The sequence below is a fragment of the Bifidobacterium sp. LH_413 genome, from assembly GCF_056357015.1.
The window spans coordinates 52736-79363 of the sequence record NZ_JBKEVK010000006.1; the positions used below are offsets into that span (position 1 = coordinate 52736).

Annotated in this window: 20 protein-coding genes; 5 read left to right on the top strand and 15 right to left on the bottom strand. The window is 56.7% G+C overall.

Annotated features, from left to right (window positions below; genetic code table 11):
• Positions 1–138: 138 nt before the first annotated feature.
• The 5 genes from AC1AYN_RS09030 to AC1AYN_RS09050 form a co-directional block, all read right to left on the bottom strand.
• Positions 139–2151 (bottom strand): glycosyltransferase, encoded by a 2013-nt coding sequence (locus AC1AYN_RS09030; RefSeq protein WP_476532990.1) that lies wholly within the window; start codon positions 2149–2151, stop codon positions 139–141.
• A 28-nt stretch (positions 2152–2179) separates the two neighbouring features.
• On the bottom strand, positions 2180–3508 hold the full coding sequence (locus AC1AYN_RS09035; protein WP_476532991.1) for an ABC transporter ATP-binding protein: 1329 nt from the start codon (positions 3506–3508) through the stop codon (positions 2180–2182).
• A gap of 11 nt (positions 3509–3519) precedes the next feature.
• Positions 3520–4362 (bottom strand): ABC transporter permease, encoded by an 843-nt coding sequence (locus tag AC1AYN_RS09040; protein ID WP_476532992.1) that lies wholly within the window; start codon positions 4360–4362, stop codon positions 3520–3522.
• A 110-nt stretch (positions 4363–4472) separates the two neighbouring features.
• Positions 4473–4853: a type II toxin-antitoxin system PemK/MazF family toxin gene (locus tag AC1AYN_RS09045; protein ID WP_476532993.1), complete on the bottom strand. Its 381-nt coding sequence runs from the start codon at positions 4851–4853 to the stop codon at positions 4473–4475.
• On the bottom strand, positions 4850–5110 hold the full coding sequence (locus tag AC1AYN_RS09050) for an AbrB/MazE/SpoVT family DNA-binding domain-containing protein (RefSeq protein ID WP_476532994.1): 261 nt from the start codon (positions 5108–5110) through the stop codon (positions 4850–4852). Before AC1AYN_RS09050 ends, AC1AYN_RS09045 begins: the two co-directional genes overlap by 4 nt.
• A gap of 124 nt (positions 5111–5234) precedes the next feature.
• Between AC1AYN_RS09050 and AC1AYN_RS09055 the strand changes: the two genes are divergently transcribed.
• Positions 5235–6449 carry a glycosyltransferase family 2 protein gene (locus AC1AYN_RS09055; RefSeq protein ID WP_476532995.1) on the top strand — a complete coding sequence of 405 codons (1215 nt, stop codon included), beginning with the start codon at positions 5235–5237 and terminating at the stop codon, positions 6447–6449.
• Positions 6450–6568: 119 nt separating this feature from the next.
• Here the strand turns inward: AC1AYN_RS09055 and AC1AYN_RS09060 are convergent, their stop codons facing one another.
• The 5 genes from AC1AYN_RS09060 to AC1AYN_RS09080 form a co-directional block, all read right to left on the bottom strand.
• Positions 6569–8443, bottom strand: a complete 1875-nt coding sequence (locus AC1AYN_RS09060; protein WP_476532996.1) for a glycosyltransferase family protein — start codon at positions 8441–8443, stop codon at positions 6569–6571.
• Positions 8444–8566: 123 nt separating this feature from the next.
• Positions 8567–10429: a DUF6020 family protein gene (locus AC1AYN_RS09065; RefSeq protein WP_476532997.1), complete on the bottom strand. Its 1863-nt coding sequence runs from the start codon at positions 10427–10429 to the stop codon at positions 8567–8569.
• Positions 10426–10704 carry a hypothetical protein gene (locus tag AC1AYN_RS09070; protein ID WP_476532998.1) on the bottom strand — a complete coding sequence of 93 codons (279 nt, stop codon included), beginning with the start codon at positions 10702–10704 and terminating at the stop codon, positions 10426–10428. The genes AC1AYN_RS09065 and AC1AYN_RS09070 overlap by 4 nt, the downstream gene beginning before the upstream one ends.
• Before the next feature lie 254 nt (positions 10705–10958).
• Positions 10959–11282 carry an acyltransferase family protein gene (locus tag AC1AYN_RS09075; protein ID WP_476532999.1) on the bottom strand — a complete coding sequence of 108 codons (324 nt, stop codon included), beginning with the start codon at positions 11280–11282 and terminating at the stop codon, positions 10959–10961.
• A 43-nt stretch (positions 11283–11325) separates the two neighbouring features.
• Entirely contained in the window at positions 11326–12948 is a 1623-nt protein-coding gene (locus tag AC1AYN_RS09080; RefSeq protein ID WP_476533000.1) for a hypothetical protein, read from the bottom strand.
• Between the two features lie 228 nt (positions 12949–13176).
• Here AC1AYN_RS09080 and AC1AYN_RS09085 point away from each other — a divergent pair, with 228 nt between their 5' ends.
• Both AC1AYN_RS09085 and AC1AYN_RS09090 read left to right on the top strand, forming a co-directional pair.
• On the top strand, positions 13177–14247 hold the full coding sequence (locus AC1AYN_RS09085) for an acyltransferase family protein (RefSeq protein WP_476533001.1): 1071 nt from the start codon (positions 13177–13179) through the stop codon (positions 14245–14247).
• 24 nt (positions 14248–14271) lie between these two features.
• Positions 14272–15828 (top strand): hypothetical protein, encoded by a 1557-nt coding sequence (locus AC1AYN_RS09090; protein WP_476533002.1) that lies wholly within the window; start codon positions 14272–14274, stop codon positions 15826–15828.
• Positions 15829–15946: 118 nt separating this feature from the next.
• On the opposite strand, the gene AC1AYN_RS09095 is transcribed toward AC1AYN_RS09090, so the two are convergent.
• Positions 15947–17776, bottom strand: a complete 1830-nt coding sequence (locus AC1AYN_RS09095) for a hypothetical protein (RefSeq protein ID WP_476533003.1) — start codon at positions 17774–17776, stop codon at positions 15947–15949.
• A complete protein-coding gene (locus tag AC1AYN_RS09100) occupies positions 17766–18722 on the bottom strand; it encodes a glycosyltransferase family 2 protein (protein WP_476533004.1) in 957 nt (318 codons plus the stop codon). The genes AC1AYN_RS09095 and AC1AYN_RS09100 overlap by 11 nt, the downstream gene beginning before the upstream one ends.
• A gap of 275 nt (positions 18723–18997) precedes the next feature.
• Here AC1AYN_RS09100 and AC1AYN_RS09105 point away from each other — a divergent pair, with 275 nt between their 5' ends.
• The gene (locus AC1AYN_RS09105; protein ID WP_476533005.1) at positions 18998–19678 is read left to right on the top strand and encodes a type IV toxin-antitoxin system AbiEi family antitoxin domain-containing protein; all 681 of its coding nucleotides are present in this window, start codon (positions 18998–19000) and stop codon (positions 19676–19678) included.
• Positions 19679–19747: 69 nt separating this feature from the next.
• On the opposite strand, the gene AC1AYN_RS09110 is transcribed toward AC1AYN_RS09105, so the two are convergent.
• The gene (locus tag AC1AYN_RS09110; protein ID WP_476533006.1) at positions 19748–22789 is read right to left on the bottom strand and encodes an RICIN domain-containing protein; all 3042 of its coding nucleotides are present in this window, start codon (positions 22787–22789) and stop codon (positions 19748–19750) included.
• A 541-nt stretch (positions 22790–23330) separates the two neighbouring features.
• Here AC1AYN_RS09110 and AC1AYN_RS09115 point away from each other — a divergent pair.
• Positions 23331–24521 carry an ATP-binding protein gene (locus tag AC1AYN_RS09115; protein ID WP_476503192.1) on the top strand — a complete coding sequence of 397 codons (1191 nt, stop codon included), beginning with the start codon at positions 23331–23333 and terminating at the stop codon, positions 24519–24521.
• Positions 24522–24624: 103 nt separating this feature from the next.
• On the opposite strand, the gene AC1AYN_RS09120 is transcribed toward AC1AYN_RS09115, so the two are convergent.
• Together AC1AYN_RS09120 and AC1AYN_RS09125 are read right to left on the bottom strand one after the other, a co-directional pair.
• A complete protein-coding gene (locus AC1AYN_RS09120) occupies positions 24625–25554 on the bottom strand; it encodes an AEC family transporter (RefSeq protein WP_476503191.1) in 930 nt (309 codons plus the stop codon).
• A 140-nt stretch (positions 25555–25694) separates the two neighbouring features.
• Complete coding sequence (locus AC1AYN_RS09125; RefSeq protein WP_476503190.1) at positions 25695–26597, bottom strand: DUF559 domain-containing protein; 903 nt, start codon at positions 26595–26597, stop codon at positions 25695–25697.
• Positions 26598–26628: the final 31 nt, after the last annotated feature.

The following is a 26628-nucleotide window of genomic DNA, read 5'->3' on the forward strand; positions in this document are numbered from 1 at the left end:
CGGCCGCCAGCTCCCCCTACAGGGGGCGCAAAGCAATCGTCACGCGCATAGCGCATGTCCATGTCCTCTGCTCCCCCTTCCAGGGGGAGCTGTCCGGCGAAGCCGGACTGAGGGGGTGCCACCAGCCCCCAAGAACCCCTACTCCCCGAAGTACCGCTGCCACCACTCCGGCGAGACCATCGTGGTAAACGCCTTGCGGTACTCCTTCTGGTAAGTCCTCCAGTTCGCGATGATCCGCACATACAGCGCACAGGCCTTCACGAATCCGCCGATTGCAAGCAACGGCTTGCGCGTCAACAAAATGCCCTTGCCGCGTTCCGGGTCGACGAACACGGCGGAGTCCATGAGTCCCGCCGCACGCCAGTGATCCGAAGCGTCGTCCGCGACCAACGTCAACGTGTTCAGCTGGTCGGCAGGCACGTCGCTCGTGTGGTGGTCGTCGGCGATGAGGCAATGCACCTTGGTCGGCTCCATGTAGCCGTCGATCACGCGGCTCCGGTCCGCGCGCGGCGGCGTAATCTGGTGCAGGCCGATCTTCAAGGTGACGGCGGCACGGGAGGCGTCGTGCAGGTGCTCGAACTCCTCGCTCTGCCCGCGCAGCGTGTCCGGCAGCTCCTCGATGGGCACCATCGCGGAATCGTCGAATTTGCCGCGGATCTCGCGGATTTCGGGCAGTCGGGTCTCGAGGATGGACCCCACGTGCTCAGGCCCGGCCATGATGTCCTTCATGGCGGCCTGGTGCAGCGCGACCGCGGAGTAGCGCATCTTGGCGGTGGCGGACATCGTGAACCGCACCATCTCCTTCAGCACGCCGGTGCGGTACGCCTGGTTCGTGTACAGCAGGCCCATGATGGTGCGGTTGCGGATGTGGAAGTACGCCTGCCAGTCAAGCTGGTCGTCCTTGTCGACGAAGGACTGGTGCCACAGGCACACGCCGGGGACGGTGACCGTGCGGTAGCCGGCGCGCTGGGCGCGCACGCCGTATTCGACGTCGTCGTTCTTGATGAAGAACGGGTATGAGAGGCCGATCTTGCGGATGGTCTCGACGGGGATGAGGCACATCCACCACGCGTTGTAGTCGGCGTCCACGCGCTTGTGCAGGTACGTCTTCTTGAGGAACGGCTCGGACGCGAGATCGTCGTAGCGGGATTCCTGCACGGCGGTGCCCCAGCTGATGCTTTTCGCGTCGAACACTTCGGCCAGCGCGCAGATGCGGGTCGGTTCGCTCAGGAACAGCATGTTGCCGCCGACAAGCGTGGGTTCGATGCAGTGGTTCGCGAAGGCGATGGCGCGGGAGACGGATTCGGGTTCGAGCACCGTGTCGTCGTCAAGCAGCATCGCGTAGCCGCTTTCGCCATGGTGTTCGACCTCGTACATGCCGCGCGCGAAGCCGCCGGAGCCGCCGATGTTGCCTTGGCGGATGACGCGCAGCTTGTCGCCCAGCTTCGCTTTCGCCTCGTCGAAGCCGGGGGCGTCAGCGACGAGTTTCGTGCCTTGGTCGACGACGTAGACCGCGTCGATGAGGCTCATGTCGGCCATGTCGGCGAGCAGGTTGAACTGACGGATGCACCATTCCGGCTTGTTCATCGTGGTGATGGACAAGGAGGCGGTGAGCGTGCGTTTCGCGGGCACGGAGGACAGCCATTGCGCGTCGGCGATGGTGATCGGGGCGTCGGGCGCGGCCTGCACGTCGAACCACAGCCAGCCGCCCTCGCCCATGCCGGCGATGGGGATGATGGTTTCGACGATGTCGCCGTTTTCGACGGTGCCGTCACCGGACGCGGCGTTCACGTCGACGCTGTGGACGATGCGGTCGTTCGCCTTCTCGTCGGAGGCGTGGACGGTCACGGTGCCGTGGCCGGCCGCGCGCAGGCGCAACGTCACGGACTGCACGTTCGTCCATTGCGCCCAGTACGCCGCCGGGAACGCATTGTAGTAGCAGCCGGTCGAGTAGCCGTTTCCCGCGGGGATTTCGATGGAGGTACGGCCCTTCACCCACGAGTGCAGCGCCTCGTTGCCTACGGGCGCGCCGGCGGTGTCCCGCCCGCTGCCGTAGATCGGTGCCGCGGCCACACGGAAGTCCTCGTCCAGTCCGACGTTCCCCGAAGGAAACACCACCCGCCAAATCGTCTCAAGCTCTGCATTAGGCATAGTGCCCGTACCCTCTTTCTCGACCGGATCAGGCGACGCCGGTGTGGTTGCCCCACTGCTTCGGGTCCATGACCTCGACTCCGGTCTCTTCGGGGACCGGGGTGATGCTCATCGAATCCATGTTGATCAGCGCGTAGTCCGTGTAGGTCTCGGAATCGCGGATCACGAAGGTGCACGCGTTGTTGCCCGTACCCACGGCGACCATGTCGGTGAAGCCGGAGTTGGTCGCGCTCGGCGTGCGCAGGGACGTCACCAGCTGGAATTCGCCGTTGTTGAACAGGTTGAGCGGCATTTCGAACTGGACCGTGTGGTGGCCGTGCTCCTTCATGCGCAGCACCTTGGGGCCGGTGTCGAACGGGATGCCGCCGCGGCGGATGTCGTTCAGCGCGATCGCCAGGTAGAAGTCGCCCGGCTCGTCGTACTGGTATTCGACGGCGAACTTGAAGATGTCCGTGTTCTTCACCATAGACGAGGAGACCGCGTAGGTGCGCAGAATCGGGCAGCGGGCGTTCAGGCCGTCCGGGTAGTGGCCCTTCTGCTGCTCGCGTTCGATCCGCTTCTGCTCCTTCTGCTTCTCCGCCTCGAGGTTCGCGAGCGTGTACGCGTTGGCGACGGTCTGCTTATCGCCGATGACCTCGACGACGCCGTCCTTGATCATCATGGCGCGGGTGCAGTATTTCTTCACCGAGGCCATGTCGTGGGTCACGAGGATGACGGTCTTCTTGGGGTCCTTCTTGATTTCGGAGAAGAAGTCGTCGCACTTGCGCTGGAACGCCTCGTCGCCGACGGCAAGCACCTCGTCGAGCACGAGGATGTCGCCCTGCGCCTTGATCGCGACGGAGAAGGCGAGACGCACCTGCATGCCAGAGGAGTAGTTCTTGAGCTTCTGGTCCATGAACTCCTCGAGTTCGGCGAACTCGACGATGTCATCGTACATCGCGTCGACTTCCTCACGGGTGAAGCCGAGCAGCGAGCCGTTCAGGTAGACGTTCTCACGGCCGGTGAGTTCCGGGTTGAAGCCGACGCCGAGTTCGATGAACGGCACCAGCTTGCCGGTCACGTTGATGGAACCGGTCTCCGGGTAGTAGATCTGCGAGATCAGCTTGAGCAACGTGGACTTGCCGCCGCCGTTGCGGCCGACGATGCCGAAGAACTCGCCCTGGTGGACTTCGAAGTTGATGTCCTTCAGCACATGCTGGATTTTGTAGCCCTTGATGCCCTTGAACCAGTTGATGCACGCCTGCTTGAGGCCGGTGGCCTGCTCGGTGGGCAGCTTGAAGGATTTGGAGACATGGTCGACCGAGAGGACGACGGGGTTCTTCGTCAGATCGATGGTGCCATCGTTGTTTTCGTTCATCACATCGCTCATCACATGACCTCCGCGAATTTACGGCTGTTACGTCGGAACAGGTACACGCCGAGCCACAGAAGCACGACGGTGAGCAGTACCGGAATGGCCTTGAGCACCGGGTTGTCGAACTGGTTCCACGCGGTCGGCTGGGTCTCCGGCGCGATGAAGTTGTGCCGGATGTCCTGGATCGCCTGGGCGATGGGGTTGAGGAGCTCCAGACGCGCGAGATCCGCGTACAGGCCGCCGCGGTTGGTGACGTAGCTCAGCGGGTAGATGATAGGCATGCCGTAGAAGACGAGCTGCTGGAGCACTTCCCAGATGTGGGCGATGTCGCGGAAGTACACGTACATCGTGGCCATGATCAGGGTGATGCCCAGCGTGACGGCATACAGTTCGATGACGTTGATCGGCAGCAGCACGACACGCCAGGTGAACTGCACACGGGCGAATATCGCGAAGACGAGCACGACGCCCAGGTTGATGGCGTAGCTGATCATCGCGCCCACCGTGGCCGATACTACGACGATGTAGTTCGGGAAGTGGATCTTGCGCAGCAGGTCGCCGCGGTCGACGACCGAACGCAGGCCGACGTTCGTGGATTCGGTGACGAACTGCCACGAGCTGATGCCCAGCAGCAGTACCACCGGGTAGGTGGGGGTGCCGTCCGACATGCGGAGGAACTTGCCGAACACCACGTACATGACGCAGAACATCATCAACGGCTTCAGCACGGACCATGCGATGCCGAGGAACGAACCCTGGTATCGCAGCCGGAAATCGGTCTTCACCAAGCCCTTGAGCACGACCCACGCGTACTTGTACCGAGCTTGCAGCTTGCTTACTAGTTCTTGCACGGTCATGTAGTTTACCAATGGGGGTACTTACCACGCCCCCGGAACCCGCGACCTACAAAGCATCCCTACAGCTGTGTGCCCGAACATGCACGGAATACAGTCCTGCCGGAAACACGCTATGCGTAATTGGGGATGACCATCATTTCTGGCTGGATATAGCAGCTGATGAGAGTTCCTGTAATCTGGTCCATATCATCGTCTTTAAGGCGGCCGATTTTGACGGGATTTCGTTCCTCAAGATCAAGAGCACGAATCTGCTCGACTTGCGCGTAGCCATCAATCCAACCATCACCATCTTCGCGCCGAGTGACAGTGATGGGCAGATGCAGTTCGAAGTCGCCGCGCCCGTGCGAAATCGCGATGACGACGGTGAGACTGCAATTACGGTTGAAATCGTCGTTGCTCACTACGACGACGGGACGGCGCTTCCTCTGCTCATGTCCTTTTGCTGGGTCGAGATCAACGAGGAGAACATCTCCGTATCTCCAAGCGGTCACAGCTCCTCCTCGCCGACGGCGGGACCGTCGAGCTCCTCGGCAGCCTTATACTCCTCGGTGCGGTCGCGGAACACATCGGCGAGTCGTGGAACCCGGATGATTCTAACGTTGGTACGAATCGGACGCAGCACAATGGAACCGTCCTTGACAGTCGCTTCGACGCGAGACCCGTCGGCCATGCCTACTTGCTCGCGCATGTCCTTGGGCAGACGCACGCCTTGGGCATTGCCCCATTTGCTGAGTGTCAACGTAGTCATGTTCACCACCTCCCGAATGAGCGCTATGTATATCCCAGTATATACATATAAGTGAATCAGGCGACGCAGGACCAGTCATAACGGTATGATTGGCTTATTTGCCCTTTGAAGAAGCGGAGTTGGTTTGCAAGCGGTATCTCATTCCCCCGTCGTTTCGGTCATCATCCCTGCCTACAACGCGCAGGCCTTCATCGAGGAGTGCTTGGGCAGCGTCACCGCGCAGACGTTGAAGGACATCGAGGTCATCGTCGTCGACGACGGTTCGACTGATGATACCTGCGTTCTCGTGGAGAACATCGCCTCGCAGGACGAGCGCGTCACGCTGCTGAAACAGGCGAACCAGTATGCCGGCGTCGCGCGCAACAACGGTCTGAGCCACGCCACGGGCAAGTACCTGTACTTCCTCGACGCCGACGACTTCATCGAGCATGACGCGATGGAGCGCATGGTCGACGCCGCGGAGACGAACGACGTCGATATCGTGGTCGCCCGTTCTAACAGCCATGACGCCGATACGCACGACGAGGCGCTGATCGACTACACGATCATGGGCGTACCGACCGGCCGCGTGCTGGGCAACGAGGAGTACGCCGGCACGGTGTTCCAGAGTTTCGTCGGATGGGCGTGGGACAAGCTGTTCCGCAGCGATTTCATCTACGCGAAGAAGCTGACGTTCCAGCCGTTGCGCACGACGAACGACGCGTTCTTCACATACATGGCGCTGGCCTCCGCCAGCTCCATCTACTGCATGGACGACGTGCTGTTCCACCACCGCACGCACAACACCGGGTCCCTCGAGGCCACGCGCAGGAAGAGCTGGGAGTGCGCGCTCACGGCGATCAAGTCGATTGGCGCGGCGTTGCAGGAGCTGGATAACCACGCCCTCACCAAGCGCAGCTACGACAACTGGATCTCCCATTTCATCCTGTGGAACGTGCAGTCCCTCGAATTCCCCACGGCGGTCAGGATGCTGGATGCGGCGTATCCGTCGCTTGAGTCTCTGCCGAGTGAGAAACCCTATTACTTCGAGGAGCGCGACCACCATTTCGTCGACATGGTTCAGCAGAGCAAATCGCAGCTGATTCTCACGACGTTCGAGGACGTGTACCGCATCGGTGACCTGCAGCGGCAGCTGGACGAGACGCGGGGGCGGGTGGAATCGCTGGAAGGCCGCATCCGCGAGCAGGGCCGGGAGATTCGCGAACGCGACCGGGTGATCCGCGAACAGCAGGATCGCATCGACGACATCTATCGTTCGGTCTCGTACCGGATCGGCCACGTGCTGATCAGCCCGTTGTCAATCGCGAAGCGGGTGATCGGCAAGCGTCGGCATCGCTGATCTCGAAACGGCGTGCACGGGACCGGATTCCCGCACGATATGACGATGGGGTGGGCACATACGATATGTGCCCACCCCATCGTCATATCAACGGAACCGGAACCGTCCGTTCAGACCAATCAGTCCATGTCCAGGTAGCGCTTCCAGTAGCCGACCGAGGTCAGCTCGGCACGGGCAGCGGAGTACTCCTGGCGCAGACGCTCGATGTTCTTCTTGTAGTACTTGAGGTCGCGGTGGTAGCGCTTGGTGATTTCGCTATAGCGCTTGGCGTCCTTGACGCGGATGGCGCCCTTCTTGTTGTACCAGTCGATGACGATGAGGTACTTCTTGTTGTGGATGGCACCGGCCGGGTAGGACCAGCCGAGCACGGGCAGGACCGCATAACCCTTGCCTTCGCTCTTCAGCACGCGCTGGCCGTTGTCGGTGGCGTAGTCCTCGAGGCGCTCGAACAGGGAGCGCGGGCGGTCGCTATCGACCAGCTGACGGTCGATTGCGGTAATGTCGAAGTCGGTGAGGCCAAGCTCGTTGGCCTGACGCTGCACCTCGTCGAACGAGAACATCTTCTCCTTGTTCTTGTTCGCCTTCATGAATGTCTTCTCGGCGACGCCCGGCTGGGAGATGAACTTCGGGCCCTTGAGGAAGTCCTCGAAGGCGTCGAGGCAGAGTTCGGCGTTCGCGTAGCCGAACTTCTTGAGCTCCAGACGGATGTTGTTATGCAGCTCGTACATGAAGTCGGAGTGCGGAGCGAAGCCGGTGGTGCACTGGGCGATCATCGTGTTGCGGGTGGTCTGGTAGCGTTCGACGGCCGCGTTGTAGCGCACGTGGAACGACATGTGCCAGATGCACAGGCCGTTCATCGTGATGAGCTCCTTGCCGCAGCGCACGCCGTATTCGGCGTCGTCGCAGCGGACGAACACCGGCAGCGGCAGGCCGTTGTCCTTGATGACGCTGATCGGGATGCAGCAGTACCACCACGCGGCGTAGCGCTGGTTGTTCTGCTGGACTTCGGCGGGAACGCGGAAGGTCTCGTTGTAGATGATGTCCTCGTACTTGGTCATGCGCAGCGGGGGCTTGGCCGGGGCGAAGGTGCCCTGCGGGGTCATGTAGCCCGTGTCCTCCCACTGGTCCTCGCCGATCTCGTAGTTGAGCATGGCGCCGCTGATCATCGCGTCACGGTATTCGGGCTTGAGCAGGCGCAGCAGGTTGTAGGTGCGCTTGATGCTTTCCGGGGAGACGGCCACGTCATCGTCCATGAGCAGGATGTTGGTGGCCTGCGGCTGCTGCTCCATCGCTTCAATCATGCCGCGGGTGAAGCCGCCGGCACCGCCCACGTTCTGGTTGGGGCGGACGTGCACGTGCTCGTCGCTGAGCTTTTCGGCGTCGAGCGTGCGGCCGTTGTCGATCACGTACATGGTGAAGTGGTCGGCGATCTCCTCGCCGGAGCCGAGAATCTGCTTCTTGACGAGACCGATGTTGTTCTCGATGAAGCTTTCCTTCTTGAACGTGGTGGTGGAGAGCACGAACTCAACCGGGTTCAGCTCGCCCGTGTATTCGAGCGAATAGTAGCTGTTGCGGATGGCGACGCGGCCTTCAGTGGTGATGGAGAAGCCGACGAGGACGGTTTCGGCGTCTTCCTGCAGCTCCAGGTCGACGGTCTGCCACTCCTCGGAAGCGGGCACGTCCGCAGTGACGGCGTCCACCGGTTCCGGATGGGCGGAGAACACGCCGCCCTTGGTCTGCAGCACATGGGCGGCGGCGCCCTTGAGTTCGAGGTGGAGGAAGAACTTCGTGGCCTTCGTGTACTTCTTCAGTTTCTGCACGGACAGCGAGTTGAAGTACGTGGAGAAGTCGTACTCGCCCTTGTCGTACAGGAGCCAGGAACCGTCCGCCTCGTTCTCGAGGACAGCGCCTTCGGCCTTGCAGTACAGGGACGGATAGCTCAACGAGCGCGGATTGTGCTCGAGCAGGATGTTCGCGAACTTGATTGTGGACATACTCACCTCATCTACTCACATAACCAAACACCACAAGCATAGTCGAAGGCCCATATTCCGGGACTGGACGGTTTTCGACGGACCGCTTTCGTCAGGGGCGAGCAGAGCGGAACCGAACAGAAATCACTGTTCGCTTTCCTGCCGCGCGTCACCGGCACGCTCAGCATGAAGCAGCGCGATGTACACCGGAATCGTGTATATCGCCCACATGATGTACCGGGAGGCTGTGGGCTTCAAAGGAATGGAGATCGCATTGGGGAGCAACGCGAGCAACGACCAAATCAACGGGGCTCCGACCAGCAGCGTGTAGGCGACACCATACCGCATTCGCGTGTCTCCGCGCCTCCTCAGTGTGCAGAACAGCAGGAACAACGGGAGAATGAAGGACCAGACCGCCGTGTACGTCGTCCATTTGACGACCGGCATATTCGACATTTTGCCCCATATGCGTGCCGCCACATCCTGACCGGCCGTGTTCGAACGGTATTCCGGCATCTCGGCGAACGACGGGCTAATATCGTTCGCCGTCCTCAGCACTATCTGATTGGCGACGGCGTCGTGCGCGATATCCGCGTAACGTTCCACTCCCATAGGGCCCATTTCGTTGCTGGGAGTCCGTTTCAACGCGAACCAACCGGATTCCAAGGCCGCGAATCCGTTGATGTAGCTGTCGGGATGACGCGCGCCCTGTGCAAGCCACACCTTGCAGTATCGGCCGATATAGGAGGAATCCCTCAATGACAGGTGGATCACGTTGTCGGCAAGGTACGGGTTGTACACCTGCAGCATCTGCGCCGTGGGGACCTTGTTCAGCGAGTCGATGACCTCACGTTCTTCGTCGGAGACATCATCGGGATAGTCTGACACGTATCTGGCCGTCATCTGCATGGGGACGACCAGAATCTGATTGGCGTCTTCCTTCTTGATGTTGAGGAATGTCCCCGCCAGCATAGGGAACGCCACCTGTACCGCAAGCAGGACGGTCACGCCGAGTGCGGCGGCGATCGCGCGCAACAACGCCATGGGACCGTCGTAGTCCTCCCGTTTCCGGGCGAAGACCAATCCCAGCAATGACAGCGCGGTGATATACGTTCCGGTCATCGTGGTCAGGGCGGACCCCAAGGACAGCACGATGAATCCGCACAGGAATCGAAGCGAACGCAATGATTCCAATCGTGTACGGCAGGTCTCGACGTACATCAACAGCCAGGGAACGGCGAAGACCGCATGCAGGCTGTCTTTGACCAACGACATGAAGAAAACCGGCAGTGCCGGGAACAACGCGAAGAACAGGTACAGCAGAACGGACGCCAGTCGGGACGCCCCGACCTTGCGCACATACAGCACGCAGGCGGATAGTGCTACGCACAGCAGTACCACCTGCGCGGTGACGAGAATCGACAGGCCAAGCTGGTAATCGCCGAACCATGCGGCGGTCGTTTTGACGAAACCGCCGAACACCAACGTATCGAATACAGGATGATGGGCCGAAATCACTCCAGCGGGTTGCTCCACCGCGGGAATGCCGAAGATCTGCGCAATCTCATCACCGGTGTCGTACCACATCAGACCGGGGTATAGCAGCACCACATACGGAGTCCAGCAGAGCAGCATCGTTATGGACAGTATCGTGCCGCGGGCAATGACACCGCAGCGGGCCCAAGCCGCTGATGCAACCCGGCCGATTCGCGTTTGCCTCCTGCTGGCATGCCGGCCAAATGACTCCCGACCGGACAGCAACATCTCGCCCAGCCAGAACACGACGAGCAAACCCAATGCCATCATGATGAATCTGCGCCAGAACGCCGCATCGAACGGCTTCACCATTGCATACACGGCGGCATTGTCCGCGACCGCAATCACTCCCGCCCCGATGACGCATACCAGTACTTGCAAAGGCTGAGGCAGCGCCATTCCGGTTTCGGGATTATCTAGTGTCTGTCGAATCCAATGGCTTCCGTCCCGGTGCCGCCCGTCAAACTTCATCCTGCTATTTCTCCTACCTGCTTCTTCGCTTTCGCTAGATAGGGGAAGAATAACCCATTGATTCGTGGGATGCAGAACAATATCCAAGCGAAGAACACGTCCACCGCCAGCGCACCAAAGATAGACAACACGAAGTGAGGACCCTCACCGTATTGATTCATGGCCATGCTGAGCCCATCGAATCCGACGATTGCCGCAACCCAGATAATCACAGCAACCGCGACAATCCACCAATAGACTCGAATATAGTCGACGAATCCGTGTTGTTTTGCCAATACACCCAATAGACGAAAGCAGAAGCCGCCATTCCTGATTGGATACCGAGCGGCAGCCAGCACACCCGTGCCGAAGCATAGCCGACAATGAACAAGCCAGATATGACAATTGACGGATACTTACTTCTGTATGCGAGATGGACGAACAAATGTGCCCAGAGCAGGCCAAGCAGGAACCACAGTGCTCCGATACGGAACGGAACAGGCCACAGATAGTTCCCGAAGTCGCCTGCACTGTAGTATGCAGCCGCCGCTCAACCCTTGAAAGCACGCTCGGCCCCGGTGCGAAGAATAAATGCACCGGTCGTGTTGATCACGACAATGGCCAAAGCAGTAATGGCATACGTGACAATGAGCTCATGACTCTCCTTCCTCCATCGGAACCCACGCTTGGGATGCATGAAGTAACCCGATATGATGAAAAAAGACATATGAAACGTGAAACGGGTATGATACAACGCAATCGCGATATCATTGTGCGGAACAAAAGTATCAGCTATAAGCACACTGTGACCTAAAACAACAGCAAGAATAGCAATATCTTTAGCCACATCATAAAAACGAACCTTAGCATTCATGCCAACCGCACATCATTAACATCTTGAACTTGGAATCCAACCGTCAAGAAGAACGGTTTCTTGATTTTAGGAGTTTGAATTTAGCAACGACAAAATCGGAAATCACACATAAACCACCGGCGGAGTAAATTAACAATATTTGCGCAGCTGGCATAATGTACTGAGATTTCGCCTCCCAAAATATATATATAAAAGCGACTCCCAAGCAAGTAATCAATGGAACCAGTGATTCAATCTCAATATCCTTTCTCCTTATCAGCAAGAACGCTACAGCACCAGCGAAAGTCAGAAACTGAACTGCATCCATTTCAACCCAAATGATTTTGTTGAGATTCCCATAGTATATGGAATGGAGAACAGGCGACATAGGCCGCTTCGCCATCACTCCAGGCTTCTGCGGCCCTTCCGAGTTCCAGTTGCTGTTCAACAGAGATTCATAGCTCGGTTCCGCCCATTCCAAGGTAATCTTCTTGCCCATAAAATCGGACGCATACTTTGGGTCAGAAGAAAAAACCTTCCACGTATTAAGCAAGGATTGCTTTGAATCACGCACCGCCGTTCCTGGATTATACTGGTCTCCGGACCACTGCCACACAAACCCGTCATAATACCCCGGAGCCCCCGGCAAGTTCGGATACCGGTCAACCCTCAAACCCATTGCAATCCAAGCGATCTTGGACAGACCATTATCGGTAACCACATGATAACGAGCCGAGACGGCGGCATTAATACCAGTGGAGCATAGCACATATATAACAAAAGTAGCCACACAAGCGAAAAGATCGGCAACCCTTCGCCTTTTTACTGAAACAACAATCCACGCAATGCACATCGCAAATAAGACGACAATCATCGTTGATTTCAGTAGGATACTAACTGTCAACAAAACAGCACTACAGACAATTTTTATTTTCCTAGGATTTTTAAAATAGTAAAGCTGAATCAGCAAAGCGCCGATGGCAAACGGGAAACCAACCGGATTACCATATGCAAAAGTAGAATAGAACACAGCAGGCAAAAATGCCGCGCAAAGAAGCACCGTGGCATTGGACGCCTTATTACCAAAAGCGACCAGAGAGTACTTAGCCAACAGGTAGCCCGATGCCGCAATGCAAATCGAATTAATCAACTCAACGGCGACATAAGCATTGTCCCCAAATATGTACACACATACTTTCAAGAATAAAACATAGGAAATTTGATACGGATAGCGTTCCATATACGAACCATGAGCCCAAAAGGAATTGTAATCATGACCAAGCGTAGTCGCCGCACCAAACAGATCAAGGGAATCCCAATCAGGCCATGTATTCGCTAGCACAAACCAGAAAGCGGAAATGAAAAATAGATAAACCGCCAGATAACGCAGCATCTTCTTTGCATCGCATTGTTCCAACACGTTATAGAAATTCAACAATGCCATGACGACCAGCCCAATGAGCGACCCCAGAATGGTGGTTACCACCGCCGATGTTGAAACCGTATACTCGGTACCCGGCCTTCCGTATTCCGGGTAGCTGACCGTCACCAACAATGACAGAATGCCAATACAGGAGAACACTGCAATGGCAATCCATATAAAGAAATAATTGGCGAATTTACCAAATACGGTATCAGCATACCTCGCGGCGACATCATGCAAACCTTCGTCTCTCAAATCTCCCATTGCTCACTCTCCAGTACGTGGTCGCACGTTATCCTTCGAAAATCCATCGCAAACAAATCCACAACAGATGGCTATGAACATATAGCGTAATAGACACCCTCCCCATACGCTGTAGAACGCATGGCGACACCCACCAGCCTAATCAAACATCCAAATCCGATTCGGCCAGGCCCAATGATAGACTAGATTAGTTTTTATGTTAGTACTTTCAATGCAATAAGGATATTAATGAAAACGAGAATACGATATTATGACATTGCCAAGGGTATTGCCATACTCGCAGTTATCATTGGTCACAGTATTCTCATTTCCGACGCATTCGCCCCACAAGGGAATTTTGCGGAAACGATTTATCATATCTGCTTCACATTCCACATGCCCCTCTTCTTTATTATTTCCGGCTACTTTATGCATCCCGAAAGACCATTCAGGTGGGGCAAGGAAAGTCGTGAATTGCTAGCCACCTACGCCCTGACAGCTATCGCGATTATTGTAATCAATACTGCACTGGCGCACTCACGCCATATAAGCTTCAAACAAACATTCGCCGGATGGAGCGCGGCAGCCTATTACGGGGCCGGCGATTTTGCCAACAACTATCTATGGGATGTTCCTTACCGAATCGGGGCGCTGTGGTTCTTACTTGGGCTCTTTTGGGCTCATCTGCAAGTACACATGGCTTACAAAACGAGGTTCCCTTGGCTAATCGTGCTCCTATGCTTCATCGCCGGATATTGTTCCGCCAAGGTCTTCTGGTTCCCGCTAAGCATTCAATCGGGACTCGCGGCATCTGCATTTGTATACTGCGGCGTGGCATTAAGGCGATATGACGCTTTCAACACGTTACGGCGACCTACACCCCTTTGGCTTGTTTTCGCCGTCGTTTGGATTGTATCAATAGTCACATTCCAAGGGTTCAGTATGGCAATGAACCAATACGGCAGAGGATGGCACTTCGTTGTATCCATACTTGGTGCAGTCAGCGGCACATTCTGCATTCTTGGCATTTCCATGCTTCTGGATCGCGGAGTCGATTCGATAGCAGACATATTCGCACGATTGGGACAGAACAGTCTTGGTATCCTATGCGCGCATATCCTTGAAGACGATACCGTACCTTGGGAGCGGCTGATTCCATACTTGGACATGCACCTTGGAAACCCCCATGTCATATGGATGCTGGTGCTTATGTGCCGAATCTGCTTCGATCTGGCATTCGCTTTCCTGCTGTTCCATATTCCTCAAGTCAACACACTGTTCTTCCCATATCTACAGTCAAAAAAGAAACTCGCCCAATAAACAAGACACGGAAAGGAGAATAACATGGGGAAAACAATGGACTCCATTGTTGAATATCTGCTACTGGCCGCTCGAATCTGCATTGCCATCGCAGCAATAGCAGTAACCGTAATCTCACTGATATGGACAGTGTCCACGGACTACGGTGAATCGATATTCACTTTCTCGACCAGCTCATGTTGGATCGTGGCACTTTCCGCTATCATCTTCATTCTGTTACTGACCTTCACTCCGTTTATTGATACCCTCGCTACATTGGGAGTGAAGCGTCTAGCCATAACCGCCGGCCTAATCTCGGGTCTTATGTCTATAATTTGGGTATTCGCCGCAAATGTAGGCGTGGTTTGGGATTCTCTTGATTTGTGGATTGCGGCAAACGAACCAAACGCCGTGCAATGGGAGCATGCGGGTTATCTGGAACGATCCCCCTATCAGGCATCGATGATTGTCGCACTGAAAATCTGCCAATGGCTCGCTGGCTCAAACGCCCTACTGCTGTTTCAGCTGGGCAACGCCGTATGTGTCGGAGTAGCGTCTTGGACGGTAGTGCATCTCGTCCATGAGTGGACTCAAAGTGACCGCGATGCCTCAATCGCTGCAGTACTGCAGGTCATGTTCCTTCCGCCGGTTCTTTATACGACTTTCGTATACGGAAATCAATTTGCACTTACGTTCGTTCTTATTGCATTCCTGCTTCAGACGATAGGATTCAACAAGAACAAACTTTCCTGGCACTGCCTGTCGGCGCTTGCAATACTTATTGCCATCATCGCCAAAAGGACCTTTACCATCGCGGTGGCGGCACTCGTTCTGTCCTGGCTCGTATATGCGCTCAAACGAAGGAACGCAAAAATCGTCATTCCAGTAATCATTACCTTGGCGCTGACACTCACCATCCCCTCCGCCATAGATTCCGCGATCCTTCGCAGGCACGGAGCCGACTCCAACAATGGTCTTCCCAAAACCACATGGCTGGTCATCGGACTGGGAGCCAACAATAATGGCACGCTCGGCAAGTATCAGCAACTGGGCATGTTCGATGGATTCACCGCGAAGATACCCACGAACTCATATTCACCGGAGCGCCAGGCGGAGCTGAACAAAAAACTGATTTCGCGGCGACTCTCCCATTTCAAGGACGATCCGCTGGATGCAGCTCATTTCATAGCGAAGAAACTGGTCTATGAATGGGGTGATCCGACTTATGGATCAATCATAGCTTCCAATTGGACTCGTGGCACTACGCCTCCCATCAGCGATCGTCCCAAAACCGCCATTGCCAATTCCGTATATGACGGAAAGCTCCACACCATCATTGTGTATTTAATGGATGTATTCGCTACAATTATTTCCCTTGGCTATCTAGTAGCATTCCTGTCTAAGAAAAACAGATACGAGTTTTGGGGAATTGCATTTTGCGTCACCGGGGGATTCCTACTGTATATAGCGTGGGAAGCGAAAGGCCAGTACACGCTGCCCTTCGTTCAACTCATGATTCCATATGCAGCAATTGGTATTCGACTTCTAGCCGAATCTCTCACAGGGGTCAAAAACAAAATTATTCAGCGGAAGATAGCATAAACCATTTTATGCCAAACCAATGGCTGGGATGCCGCGCCCCTATCGCGTAGCACCCCAGCCTTTCATATACCCACGGCATTCAATTAAACAACGAAATAATTGAAAACTCAACCTTTACCTACGCAGATCGGCAAGCAAACGGCAACATAAGTACGAGTCGAACAAAACGTTTTCCCACAAAAAGGAGCATTAAAGCACAAATTGTGATGACAGAAATTGTTTCTGATATACGCCAAGACAATGGTTCAACATAGGAAATATGCACCCATCCGGCATAATCATCAGGCAAATCCAATTGCATCAACCTGTTTGATGTTTCACGCAATGTAAGCGTACGACCGAAATCAGTATCAGCCCGATAATTGGGATACATAAGCAATGGCAACGTTACGCTACCACTCTTCGACGCCGAAATATACAAATCGATTGTCCCATCCTTTTTCACATACTTTTCTATACGAGCATTGCTGCTCTCAGGGTCGCCAAGGTGTGAATCAAGGTACGAGACATCGAACTTCTCAGGGAGATATTCACCATTTATTACGCCATATCCACTCATCTGAGCAGACGCTACAGATGGGAACTTACCGCTGGGCTCGGATCCATGAATCCAGCTACTTGTAGCGAACCCGGCCTCCATTAGAGCAATACATACAATCAGCGCACCTCCCATACGGGCTATGCGCATATAGGCTGCATTGGAGTATAGGCAAAATAACCCAGCACAACAAACCACTATCAGTAAGACGGATACGCCACCAAGGAAACGCCACGGGAATTGAATAGAAGCAGCAAGACTAATCATCTCATTCCATATAGCGAATCTACTCAAGTGCCAAGGGAATAGAGTCGACATTAGAAATAGTAACGCCATGCTGATTGCAAAAGCAATCAGACCGATGCGGAACATACGACATGACTTCTTCCGGCAAATAACATCGCCAAGAACAATTACCAGAATAAATACTGCCATGCCGAGCAACAGCGCCCATCCGAGCGCCAGCGGCATATCTTGCGCCACCTGATTAGGATCACGTCCACTAGCACCTGTCATAGGAGGAAGAAACATGAACAGCTGTGCCGGCTGCACCAGACTACTTGCCGCTACGGATATTTTCTCGGCATTATCCAACGACAGGACACGCATGTCGACGTTGTGGTAATAATCCAGGAAGGGCACTACATACCACATGCAGAGACCTATCGAGCATGCGGCGGATAGCGCCAGCTGTTTCCATACATATCTTGTGTGATTCACATAGAGTCCCACAATCAAGAAACAAAGCATCGTCACGGCTATGAGCAGGACACTAATTACGTGCGATAATACGATACCTGAAATCCCCAGTGAAGTCCACAGCCAAGGATGCTTACTGGAGCCGGAATATATAATCGCATACCACCCATATAAAAGCACCGGGAAGAAGAATAAAGCCGTGTATTCACCAACGGCTGCGCGCAAATACACGTCCACCAAACGATAAGGAGACAATGTCCATAGAGCACTGGCAACGCACGCAATTAACGTGGAGTCAAACACCCGTCTAACAATTACAAATGTGACGATGACTGTTGCCAAATTAAGTGCTAATACAAATAGTTTGTATGCGGACCCAATGGACAAACCCAGTATATGCAATATTGCCGATGGATACAGGAATATGTCCCCATACATAATGGATAGCGGATACCCATATCCATCAATCTGTGAATATTGCATGCGAACAGGGAACTGCCCACTCTGCAGTGCGTTCGCAATCCCTTGAATTCGATAGAGATGAAACAGCAGATCCTGCCCTTGTGTCATAGGCAGATATGTCATAAACATAGGGATATCGGCGACAAACCACACTATCGCCAAGAATAGTACGACAATACGCTTCCACTGCCTCATCCCGCAGGCAGGTAAAACCATTTCACAGGATGCTGCCTGCTGCTCATTTGACAATATGCTGCTCCTGCACGAGATAATTCGGCCGATGCTTGGTCTGCATGAACACTCGTCCGAGATATTCGCCTATGATACCGAGACTCAGTAGCTGGATTCCACCAAGGACCAGTACCACCACCATGGTCGACGCATACCCCGGCACATCAACGCCCCATGCCAACGTTCTAATCAAAATCACAATCGCATATACAATTGCAGCAAAGGATACGATGCCGCCCGCCCATGTAGCGATCTTCAACGGCATGGTAGTAAAACTTGTGATGCCATCCATTGCCAAGTGGAACAGTTTCATGTAATTCCACTTGGTCTTTCCTGCTACACGCTTATCGCGATCATAAAGAAACTCTATTTTCCGGAAGCCAATCCAGCTGAAAAGCGCCTTCGAGTTACGCTCGGATTCGTCCAGTCGCTTCAACGCATCGATGCACTTGCGATCCAATAGGCGAAAATCACCGGTATCCTTCTGAATCGCGACACCAGACACCTTCTGCAACAAGTCATAGTACCAACGGCTCGTCGCCTTCTTCAACCAGCTCTCCCCTTCACGGGAACGGCGCCGGGCATACACGTCATCGTATCCCTGCCTCCACAGCTCGGCCATCTGCGGAATCAGCTCCGGAGGGTCCTGTAAATCCGCGTCGATAATCACCAAACCATCCGTATGCACATTCTCGATCCCGGCATACATGGCTTTTTCCTTGCCAAAGTTACGCGACAGGAAGATGTACTCCACATACGAATGAGTCTTTGCGTATTCGCGTATCAACGCCCGGGTATCGTCCTTGGAACCATCATCCACGAACAGCAACGTATACTCAAGATTCTTCGCGTCGGCAATCAACGAATCCATACGCTTGAACAATAGGGGCAACGATTCCTGTTCATTGAAGCAAGGAACCATCACCGTCAGCGAACGCCTATCCGTGGAGTTCTGAATATCCATATCCCGCACTACCTCACTCTGTCAGCTGAAAACTCGCTCCCGTCAAGCGGCATGCGCACATTTCATGAACGGTACACCATAGTAGCCCATCTCCGACGGTTATCCACAACGAAGCGCAAAGACCGCGCTCGGTTGGAGTAGTACATATCACCGTGCCGTCACTTCCAGAGCATCGGTGTCGTCGATGCCAACCGCTTCGCCTATATGAAGCGCCACTAACCCTCAACAGTAAGGAGCATGCTTGGATTGTATCCTCATAGGGATACAATCCAAGCATGAAGAACAAGCCAGCATTCCAAAGACTCGCCCCTCTGATGGCGACGCAATGGGGACTGGTGACCTCAGCTCAAGCCCGACGTTTCAACGTTTCCCGCTCGGACCTTTACAAGCTTGAGAGGGCAGGCAAACTAGAGAGACTGCTCAAAGGGGTGTACCGCAACAACTCCGCCCCGTCGGAACAATTCGAGGCGATACATGCCGCCTGGCTGTCTCTATACCCGCAACAAACGGCCGAGGAGCGGCTGCAGGATTCGATTCCGGATGCAGTAGTGAGCTCCCATACCGCCGCGTGGCTGCTTGGAATAGGCGACTTCGTTCCGGAACCCTACTGCTTCAGCACCCCCATGCGTAAGCAAACCCAACGCACCGGTATCATGCTACGCACCAAAAGATACCCACCTGAATCACTGACGAACCGGGAAGGGCTGCCCGTAACCACCATCGAACAGACCACCGCGGACCTCGTCGCAGAGGATACGGACCTCTCGCTTGTCTCGGATATCTTCCTGAACGCCAGCAAGGAGATGCTCGAAAACCTCAACCGCTCCTATCTTGCGGAACTCCTCGCCCCTTACGCCAAACGTAACGGCTTCCCAGAGGGGGATGGCGAAAAGCTACTGCAAATATTCCCGACCACGATGCACAAACCATTGTGCGATGGAATCATCACAATCTGAAATGGAGTCACGACTGAAACTCCGATGTGGTGGTGCGATGACTCGTCACCGCACCACCATCCTCGTCGACTATTTCAGAAGCCACTGCTGGGCGGCACTGCCATTCGACGTATACAACTGGACATTCGTGCCGTTGGAGGTCAAGCCGGCGGCCACATCAATCACCATGCCCTCCGCAGCGGCGGAACGCAACGTGACGCTGCCGTCCGCGTTCCTCACCGCGATCCACTTCTGCGCCCACGTACCGTTGCCCGCGAACTGCTGGATGTTGGTCCCATTGGTGGTGAATCCGCCGGCGATGTCCAGCACCTTGCCGGAACCGATGTTCGTCAGCGTCACATATCCCTGCGCATCGTGTGAGACCCGCCATTTCTGCGCGTTCGTACCGTTACCGGCGAACAGCTGCACGTTCGCGCCATTCGACGCGGATCCGCCGGCGACGTCCATTACCTTGCCGGCGTTCAACTTCGATGCGAACACGACCACCCTGCCGTCAGCAAGCACGTTCCGGTTCTTCGAGGCGGCGTCATTCAACCGACCGCGCATGGTCTTGGCTTCGATGAACCGCCACTTCTGCGCGGTGGTACCGTTGCCGGCGAACAATTGCACGTTCGCACCATTCGACGTGGACGCGTTGAACACATCAACCACCATGCCCTCCGCGGCGGCGGAACGCAACGTAATACTGCCGTCCGCGTTCCTCACCGCGATCCACTTCTGCGCCCACGTACCGTTGCCGGCGAACTGCTGGATATTCGTGCCGTTCGCCGTGACGCCGTTGAACACATCCAGCACCTTGCCGGAACCGGCATTCGTCAGGGTCACATAGCCCTGCGCATCATGGGAGACGATCCAACGCTGGGCGTCGGTGCCGTTATCCGAATACAGCTGCACGTTCGCGCCATTCGCAACGGAACCGGCGGAGACATCCAAAACCATCGACGTCTTCACAGCGGCCGACACCTTGTATGTACCGTCCGCGAGCACGCTCCTATTGGCCGCGGCCTGCTCGTCCAGACGTTCGCGCATCGTCTTCACCTTATCCAGCGTCCACTGCTGTGCGACGGAATCGTTGTATGTGGACGTCTGCAGCTTCACCTGCGCGGACACGTTGCCGGCAGGCACGTCGACCGCCTTCGCGGTCCCCGCGTTGAGGAACGTGAGCCCATTCCCATCCGCGAGCACGGACCAATGCTGCGCCGTCGTACCATTCGAGTCGAACTGTTGGATGGCCACACCGTTACCGGCCAACGCACCGGCGACCTCCACAGCTTTGCCGGACCTGACGTTCATGATGCGGTACACACCGTTACCAACCTCATTGAGACGGTACATCTGCGCTTCGGAGCCATTCCACGCATACAGTTGGGCTCTCGTGCCATTCGCCGTGGAACCAGCGGTCATGTCCATCACGAAGTCCGCGTTCTTCGCGGATTGGATACGCACCTTCGTATTCGTCGGTACATTCGCGCCGACCGTGGCGACGGAGAACTTTTGGGCGGACGAATCATTCGGCCCGTACAAGGCGACGGTCGTGCCGTCGGACGTGTCGCCACCGGCGATATCAAACACCCAGTTGCCGAGCGCGGACTGCAGGTACCAACCCGAACCGGAATCACGGATGAACCATCGTTGGGCGACGGTACCGTTCGCGTCGAACTGCTGGACGACGGCACTGGGCTTGGCCTCACCATTGGCGACGTCAAGGACTTTGCCGGAGTTGACGTTCCTGATCACGTAACTGCCGTCGGACTGCCTCGTGAACGTGAACTGTTGGGCCTTCGACTTGTTCGCGGCATACAACTGGGTCTTCGCGCCATTCGCGGTGCCGCCACCGGCGATCTCCACGCCGGAGGAATCACGCTTCACAGAGTTGATGTAGTACGTACCGTTCGGAACGGAAATCGCCGGCATCGTACGCACATCGTAGCCGGTCTGATACTCCTTGTTGCCGAAGGCGTTGAGGTCGACGTTGCCGGTGATGCCGGTGATCTTGCCGCTGCTGGTGTACTGCCAGCCGCGGTCGTTCGCGGGGAACGCGGTGTACTGCATCGTCGAACCGTACTGGGCGACCCAACGCGTCTTCGCATGGATGCTCGCGCTGTCCAACGCCGTGTTCAGATAGCTCGTGTACGAGTAGACGCTCAGATTCGTGTACCCCGCCGCCCGGAGCTTCGCATACCAGGCATCCACGATCCCCTCATACACGCCCGGGGACGACGGACTCCGATGCCCCGTATACGTCCACGTCTCCAAGTCATAGAACACCGGATAGCTCAAGTCCCCCGGATTCACACCCGCCTTCCGCAGCAGGCTCACCACGTCCGCGCCCTCCGACGCGCCATCACCCGCATTCTCCGCATACGAGAACACGTACACGCCGAACGGAATCCCCAGACGCCGGCACTCGCTGATGTTCCGCAACGCCTGCGCGTCGAACCCGTTGTCCCAGCCATAGCTCAGACGGATGATCGCGCCACCGACGCCCGCATCCTTCACCTTCTGCCAGTCGATCGTCCCCTGCCACGTCGACACGTCGATTACGCCCTTCGCCTGCTGGACGAACAGATTGTCCTTCGCGTCGAAGAACGCCGGAGTCCCGTTATACGAACCCCAATGCGCGCCATACTCGTTGCCCGGCAGAGACGCCAGCCGCACGGAACCGACGGAACGGGAAGCGACGCCAGACGCATCCGCCGCATCCGCTTCCACGTCGCCGCCGTTCGCCGCGACCTTCGCCTTCACCTCGGCCGCGCTCACCGGGATGAACGACTCGCCTCCCGACTTCGCCAACGGATCCGGCTGCCGGCTCTCCGTCCCCACGATCCGCGGATCGGTGACCGTCTCGCCCGTCTCGATGTCCTTCAACCCGCCATCCGGAGTCACCGCATATTGCTCCGACACCACCGTCGCATCATCCGGGATATCGGAAGACACCCTGTCCGGCAGATCGGCATCCGGATTACCCGGCATCGCATCGGAGGCCGTATCGCCGGCGACCGGACGCGCCGCGAACGCGGTCGCGCCGGACGCGGCACTCGCGACGGGCGCAACAGACGCAGTACCCGCAGCACCCGCACCCACGTCGGCGAGCGCACTGGCCGGAACCACGCACACCGCACCCAACAACGCAACAGACACCACCGACGCCACAGGCGCCGCGGCCACACGCAACACACGCGGCATACGCGACGCGCACGACTCCACAGAACCATGCCCCGATGCACCAAACCGATTCTTCCCCACCATGTCCAGACTCCTTGACGCGCTCTCGCCGCATCGACCATCATGCCGGCCGCCACACGCGGGAACCGGCGCAATCGCAACGTTTTCGACCGTGGTTCAGTCTAACCGGCGAGTCGGATAAGACGAAGCCCGATACGGGAGGCGTGACTCCCGACAGCGCACGGAGCAAATAACGGGCGCACATCGGCATCCAGCTGAGGCGAATTGTTTGTTTTGCCGGAATAGGTAGTACAACTTCCTCTGTAACAGAGTTCTATCACATAAACTGATAGAAATTCACGGAATGACATATACTTGCCACATCACTGATAGAAGCGGTGGATTCTGGCGGCATGCCACGACTGCAGAAGTCTTGCAAACGGGCTGCAAGCGAGTTGGGACCGCACAGGAATGAGGAGGACGCGTAATGATCGATCGCCCCACGTACACGGATTGGTTGGAACGATGGCGCGGCAAGGACGTCATCAAAGTGGTCACGGGTCTGCGCCGCTGCGGCAAATCCACCGTACTCAAACTATTCCGCGACTATCTCATCGCCGAGGGCGTGGCACCGGAACGCATCATCGCCATCAACTTCGAAAGCCTGGAAGAGGACTACCCCACCGACGCCAAACCCCTCTACGACTACATCGTCTCTCGTCTGACACCAGGCGTCACGAACTACGTGTTCCTGGATGAAATCCAGCATGTCCGGGAGTTCGAACGCGCCGCCGACGGACTCTATGTGCGCGACGACGTCGACCTCTACCTCACCGGATCGAACGCCGACCTGCTCTCCAGCGAACTGGCCACACGACTCACCGGACGATACGTGGAACTCCGCATGCTGCCCCTATCGTTCAAGGAATACCGCAGCGTACGACCCGTCACCGAGACGCCGGAACAGTCCTTCGGCCGCTACCTGCTGTACGGCGGCCTGCCGTACGCGGCCACCCTCGACTCCGATCAGGACATCGCGGACTACCTCGGAGGTGTCTTCAACACCATCCTCGTCAAAGACATCGCGCAACGCCATCCGCGCATCAACACCGCCGCCTTCAACGAAGTCGCCTCGTTCCTGGCGGACAATGCCGGCAACATCACATCCGTGAAAGGCATAGCCGATGCCATGAAACAGACCCATCGCGGCATCTCCCCCACCACGGTGAACGAGTACATCACCGCCCTGCGCGAGAACTATCTGCTGTTCCGAGCCGACAGATACGACATCAAAGGCAAAGCTTATCTGAAGACCCTTGAAAAATACTATCTGGGAGATCCCGGCTTCCGATTCTGGTTCCTCGGCAAAACCGGCGGCGACCTCGGGCACCGCATTGAGAACATCATCTACCTCGAGCTGCTCCGACGCCACCGTACCGTCCACATCGGCAAAGTAGGCGCCACCGAAGTGGACTTCTATACGCCGGGTTCTCAAGGCGACCACTATTACCAGGTTTCACTAAGCGTGATGGACGAATCCACGCTCGCCCGAGAACTCCGCCCGCTCCGAATCATCGACGACAACCATCCCAAGACCCTGCTGACCATGGACCGCATCGGGAACGGGAATCACGCCGGCATCAAACAGACCAACATCATCGACTGGCTGCTGGAGTAGCGACGGTGCCGGCCACGCACCGTGACGTACGTGAATGCGCGACGGTGCGACGCAGATCGCGCGTCGCACACGCACGCACTCACGCACGCACACGCACGCGCACTCACGCGCCCGGGAGGGCGGCGTGGAGGGCGGTCATCACGACCAGGGAGATGACGGCGGTGACGGTCAGGGAGAAACCGGCGAGCTTCGCGTTACCGGTCAGGGAATCGGTGAACTTCGTCGAGAAGATCGTGATCGGGGCGAACGAGCCGAGGACGACGATCTCGCGGATACGCATATCGAACGGAAGCAGGAACCAGGCGGCGAGCGCGATCAGCACGCCGAACAGCGCGCGCCAGGCAATCACCTTCGCGAGCTCGATCTTATCCTTGCGATTGTCCGGAACCTCCATCATCAGGCCGATCATCGCCATCGCGCAGAACGCGTTCGCATTGGCGAACGGCGTGATCAACGTGACGATCGGCTGCGGGATGGTGATGTGCAGGAACATGAACACGAGCATCAGCATGTAGATGTCGAAACTGATCGAACCGAGGAAATCACGCGCGATGTTGCGCAGACGCAGCACCAGCGGCAGGCTCTTGAAATTGTCGTCCATGTGCAGCAGCGTGCGCGTGATCGTGAGCGAACCGGCCGTCGCGACCGTCGCGTTGCCGATGTCCAGCATGATGACCGGCAGGCCCGCGGACGCGCCCATGAACGTCTGCACCACAGGCAGGCAGAACGCGCCCAGATTCAGGCCGGACGCGTTGAGCATCTGGAACGCGCGGTAGTTGCGCTCGTCGCCGCGCGAACCCGCGTAGACGACGAACAGCGGGACGGCGCACGCGAAGAAGCCGAACAGCACGATCCACAGCATGCGCATGTCATGCTTGTTCGTGGCGAACGAGAGGATGATCGCGCACGGCAGGGTCAGGTTGAATACGAGACCCTGCGTCACCTTGTAGTCGCGGTCGCCGAACACGTGCAGATGCTTGAGCGCGTACGGGCCGATGATGGCGAGCAGCAGCGCGCCGGATTGGAACAGCATGGAATGGCCTTTTTGATGTGGGGTTGGTGTGGGTTGGTGTGATTGCGTAGGTTGTGGTTATGCGTGGGTTGTGGTTATCGGATACGCAAGACACCATAGGCGCGTGAAGGGCGGGCGGCGGCGGGACGGTCACATGGCGTTCATCGTTGGTGGCGGCGGTGGTATTGGCGCTGGCTCAGGACCAACGCGGTCAGCCGGATCAGGAACTCGCGCCACTGTTCGGCGTCCTTCAAGGTGTTGTTGTGCGCGGTCAGCACCTCCCAACCGACCGCGGTGAGCGCGGACTGGCGGGACACGTCGTCGCTCCACTGGTCGGCGTGATGACGTCCCGCGTATTCGATGCCGATGCGCAGATCGGGCAACGCCATATCCAGATATACGAAGGCACCGTTTTCGTTAATCGCCACCTTGTGGTTGACCTGTAATGAGCGAAGCTCCGGCAGCGGCTCGGCCTCCAATCTGAGACGAAGCCGGGTCTCCATCGAGGAATCGGTGTTCTCGCGCATGCGGCGCATGGCGTTTAGGCATTTCACGCGGCCTTTGAACCGCGGCGGCAGGACTTCGAACAGCGCATTGAAATCATCCGGGGTGAAATGCGGGTCGGATTGGTTGCGGCGCATCATCGAGTCGGCAAGCACCGTCAGCTCGTCCTCGTCGAGAATCCGCGCCATCTGAGCCCAGACCAGCAGCGGATGCGTCGCTTGCACGCCCTCGATGATCTGGCCGGGCGAATACTCGCGACGGTGTTCTTGGGGAATGGTCAGCCACGCGGGCTTGGTCAACAGATGGCATTGCACTCCATTCCAGATGCGCCGCTTCGCGGGGTCGTCCACGACGATGTGCAGCTTCTCCAGGTCAAGCGCGCCGCGCGGGAGCAGCGGCAGCTCGATGCCATGCAGCCGGAGGGCTGAAATCAGACCGCACTCGAATGCGACACCATGCCTGTTCGCGAGGTCCATGGCCTTGCGCAGTTCGTCAAGCCGGTTCAGCGCCAATTGCCTCATCGCAATGCCCGGGGTCGTCGGTGTGGTTGCAACGTTCATGGCATGAAGCGTAGGCGGTCATGGATCGGAG

Excerpts from the sequence above, each read along its gene's own strand:
- AC1AYN_RS09030 (WP_476532990.1), bottom strand. The coding sequence starts at position 2,151 with ATGCCTAATGCAGAGCTTGAGACGATTTGGCGGGTGGTGTTTCCTTCG.
- AC1AYN_RS09035 (WP_476532991.1), bottom strand. The coding sequence starts at position 3,508 with ATGAACGAAAACAACGATGGCACCATCGATCTGACGAAGAACCCCGTC.
- AC1AYN_RS09040 (WP_476532992.1), bottom strand. The coding sequence starts at position 4,362 with ATGACCGTGCAAGAACTAGTAAGCAAGCTGCAAGCTCGGTACAAGTAC.
- AC1AYN_RS09050 (WP_476532994.1), bottom strand. The coding sequence starts at position 5,110 with ATGACTACGTTGACACTCAGCAAATGGGGCAATGCCCAAGGCGTGCGT.
- AC1AYN_RS09060 (WP_476532996.1), bottom strand. The coding sequence starts at position 8,443 with ATGTCCACAATCAAGTTCGCGAACATCCTGCTCGAGCACAATCCGCGC.
- AC1AYN_RS09065 (WP_476532997.1), bottom strand. The coding sequence starts at position 10,429 with ATGAAGTTTGACGGGCGGCACCGGGACGGAAGCCATTGGATTCGACAG.
- AC1AYN_RS09075 (WP_476532999.1), bottom strand. The coding sequence starts at position 11,282 with ATGAATGCTAAGGTTCGTTTTTATGATGTGGCTAAAGATATTGCTATT.
- AC1AYN_RS09080 (WP_476533000.1), bottom strand. The coding sequence starts at position 12,948 with ATGGGAGATTTGAGAGACGAAGGTTTGCATGATGTCGCCGCGAGGTAT.
- AC1AYN_RS09085 (WP_476533001.1), top strand. The coding sequence starts at position 13,177 with ATGAAAACGAGAATACGATATTATGACATTGCCAAGGGTATTGCCATA.
- AC1AYN_RS09090 (WP_476533002.1), top strand. The coding sequence starts at position 14,272 with ATGGGGAAAACAATGGACTCCATTGTTGAATATCTGCTACTGGCCGCT.
- AC1AYN_RS09100 (WP_476533004.1), bottom strand. The coding sequence starts at position 18,722 with ATGGATATTCAGAACTCCACGGATAGGCGTTCGCTGACGGTGATGGTT.
- AC1AYN_RS09105 (WP_476533005.1), top strand. The coding sequence starts at position 18,998 with ATGAAGAACAAGCCAGCATTCCAAAGACTCGCCCCTCTGATGGCGACG.
- AC1AYN_RS09115 (WP_476503192.1), top strand. The coding sequence starts at position 23,331 with ATGATCGATCGCCCCACGTACACGGATTGGTTGGAACGATGGCGCGGC.
- AC1AYN_RS09120 (WP_476503191.1), bottom strand. The coding sequence starts at position 25,554 with ATGCTGTTCCAATCCGGCGCGCTGCTGCTCGCCATCATCGGCCCGTAC.
- AC1AYN_RS09125 (WP_476503190.1), bottom strand. The coding sequence starts at position 26,597 with ATGAACGTTGCAACCACACCGACGACCCCGGGCATTGCGATGAGGCAA.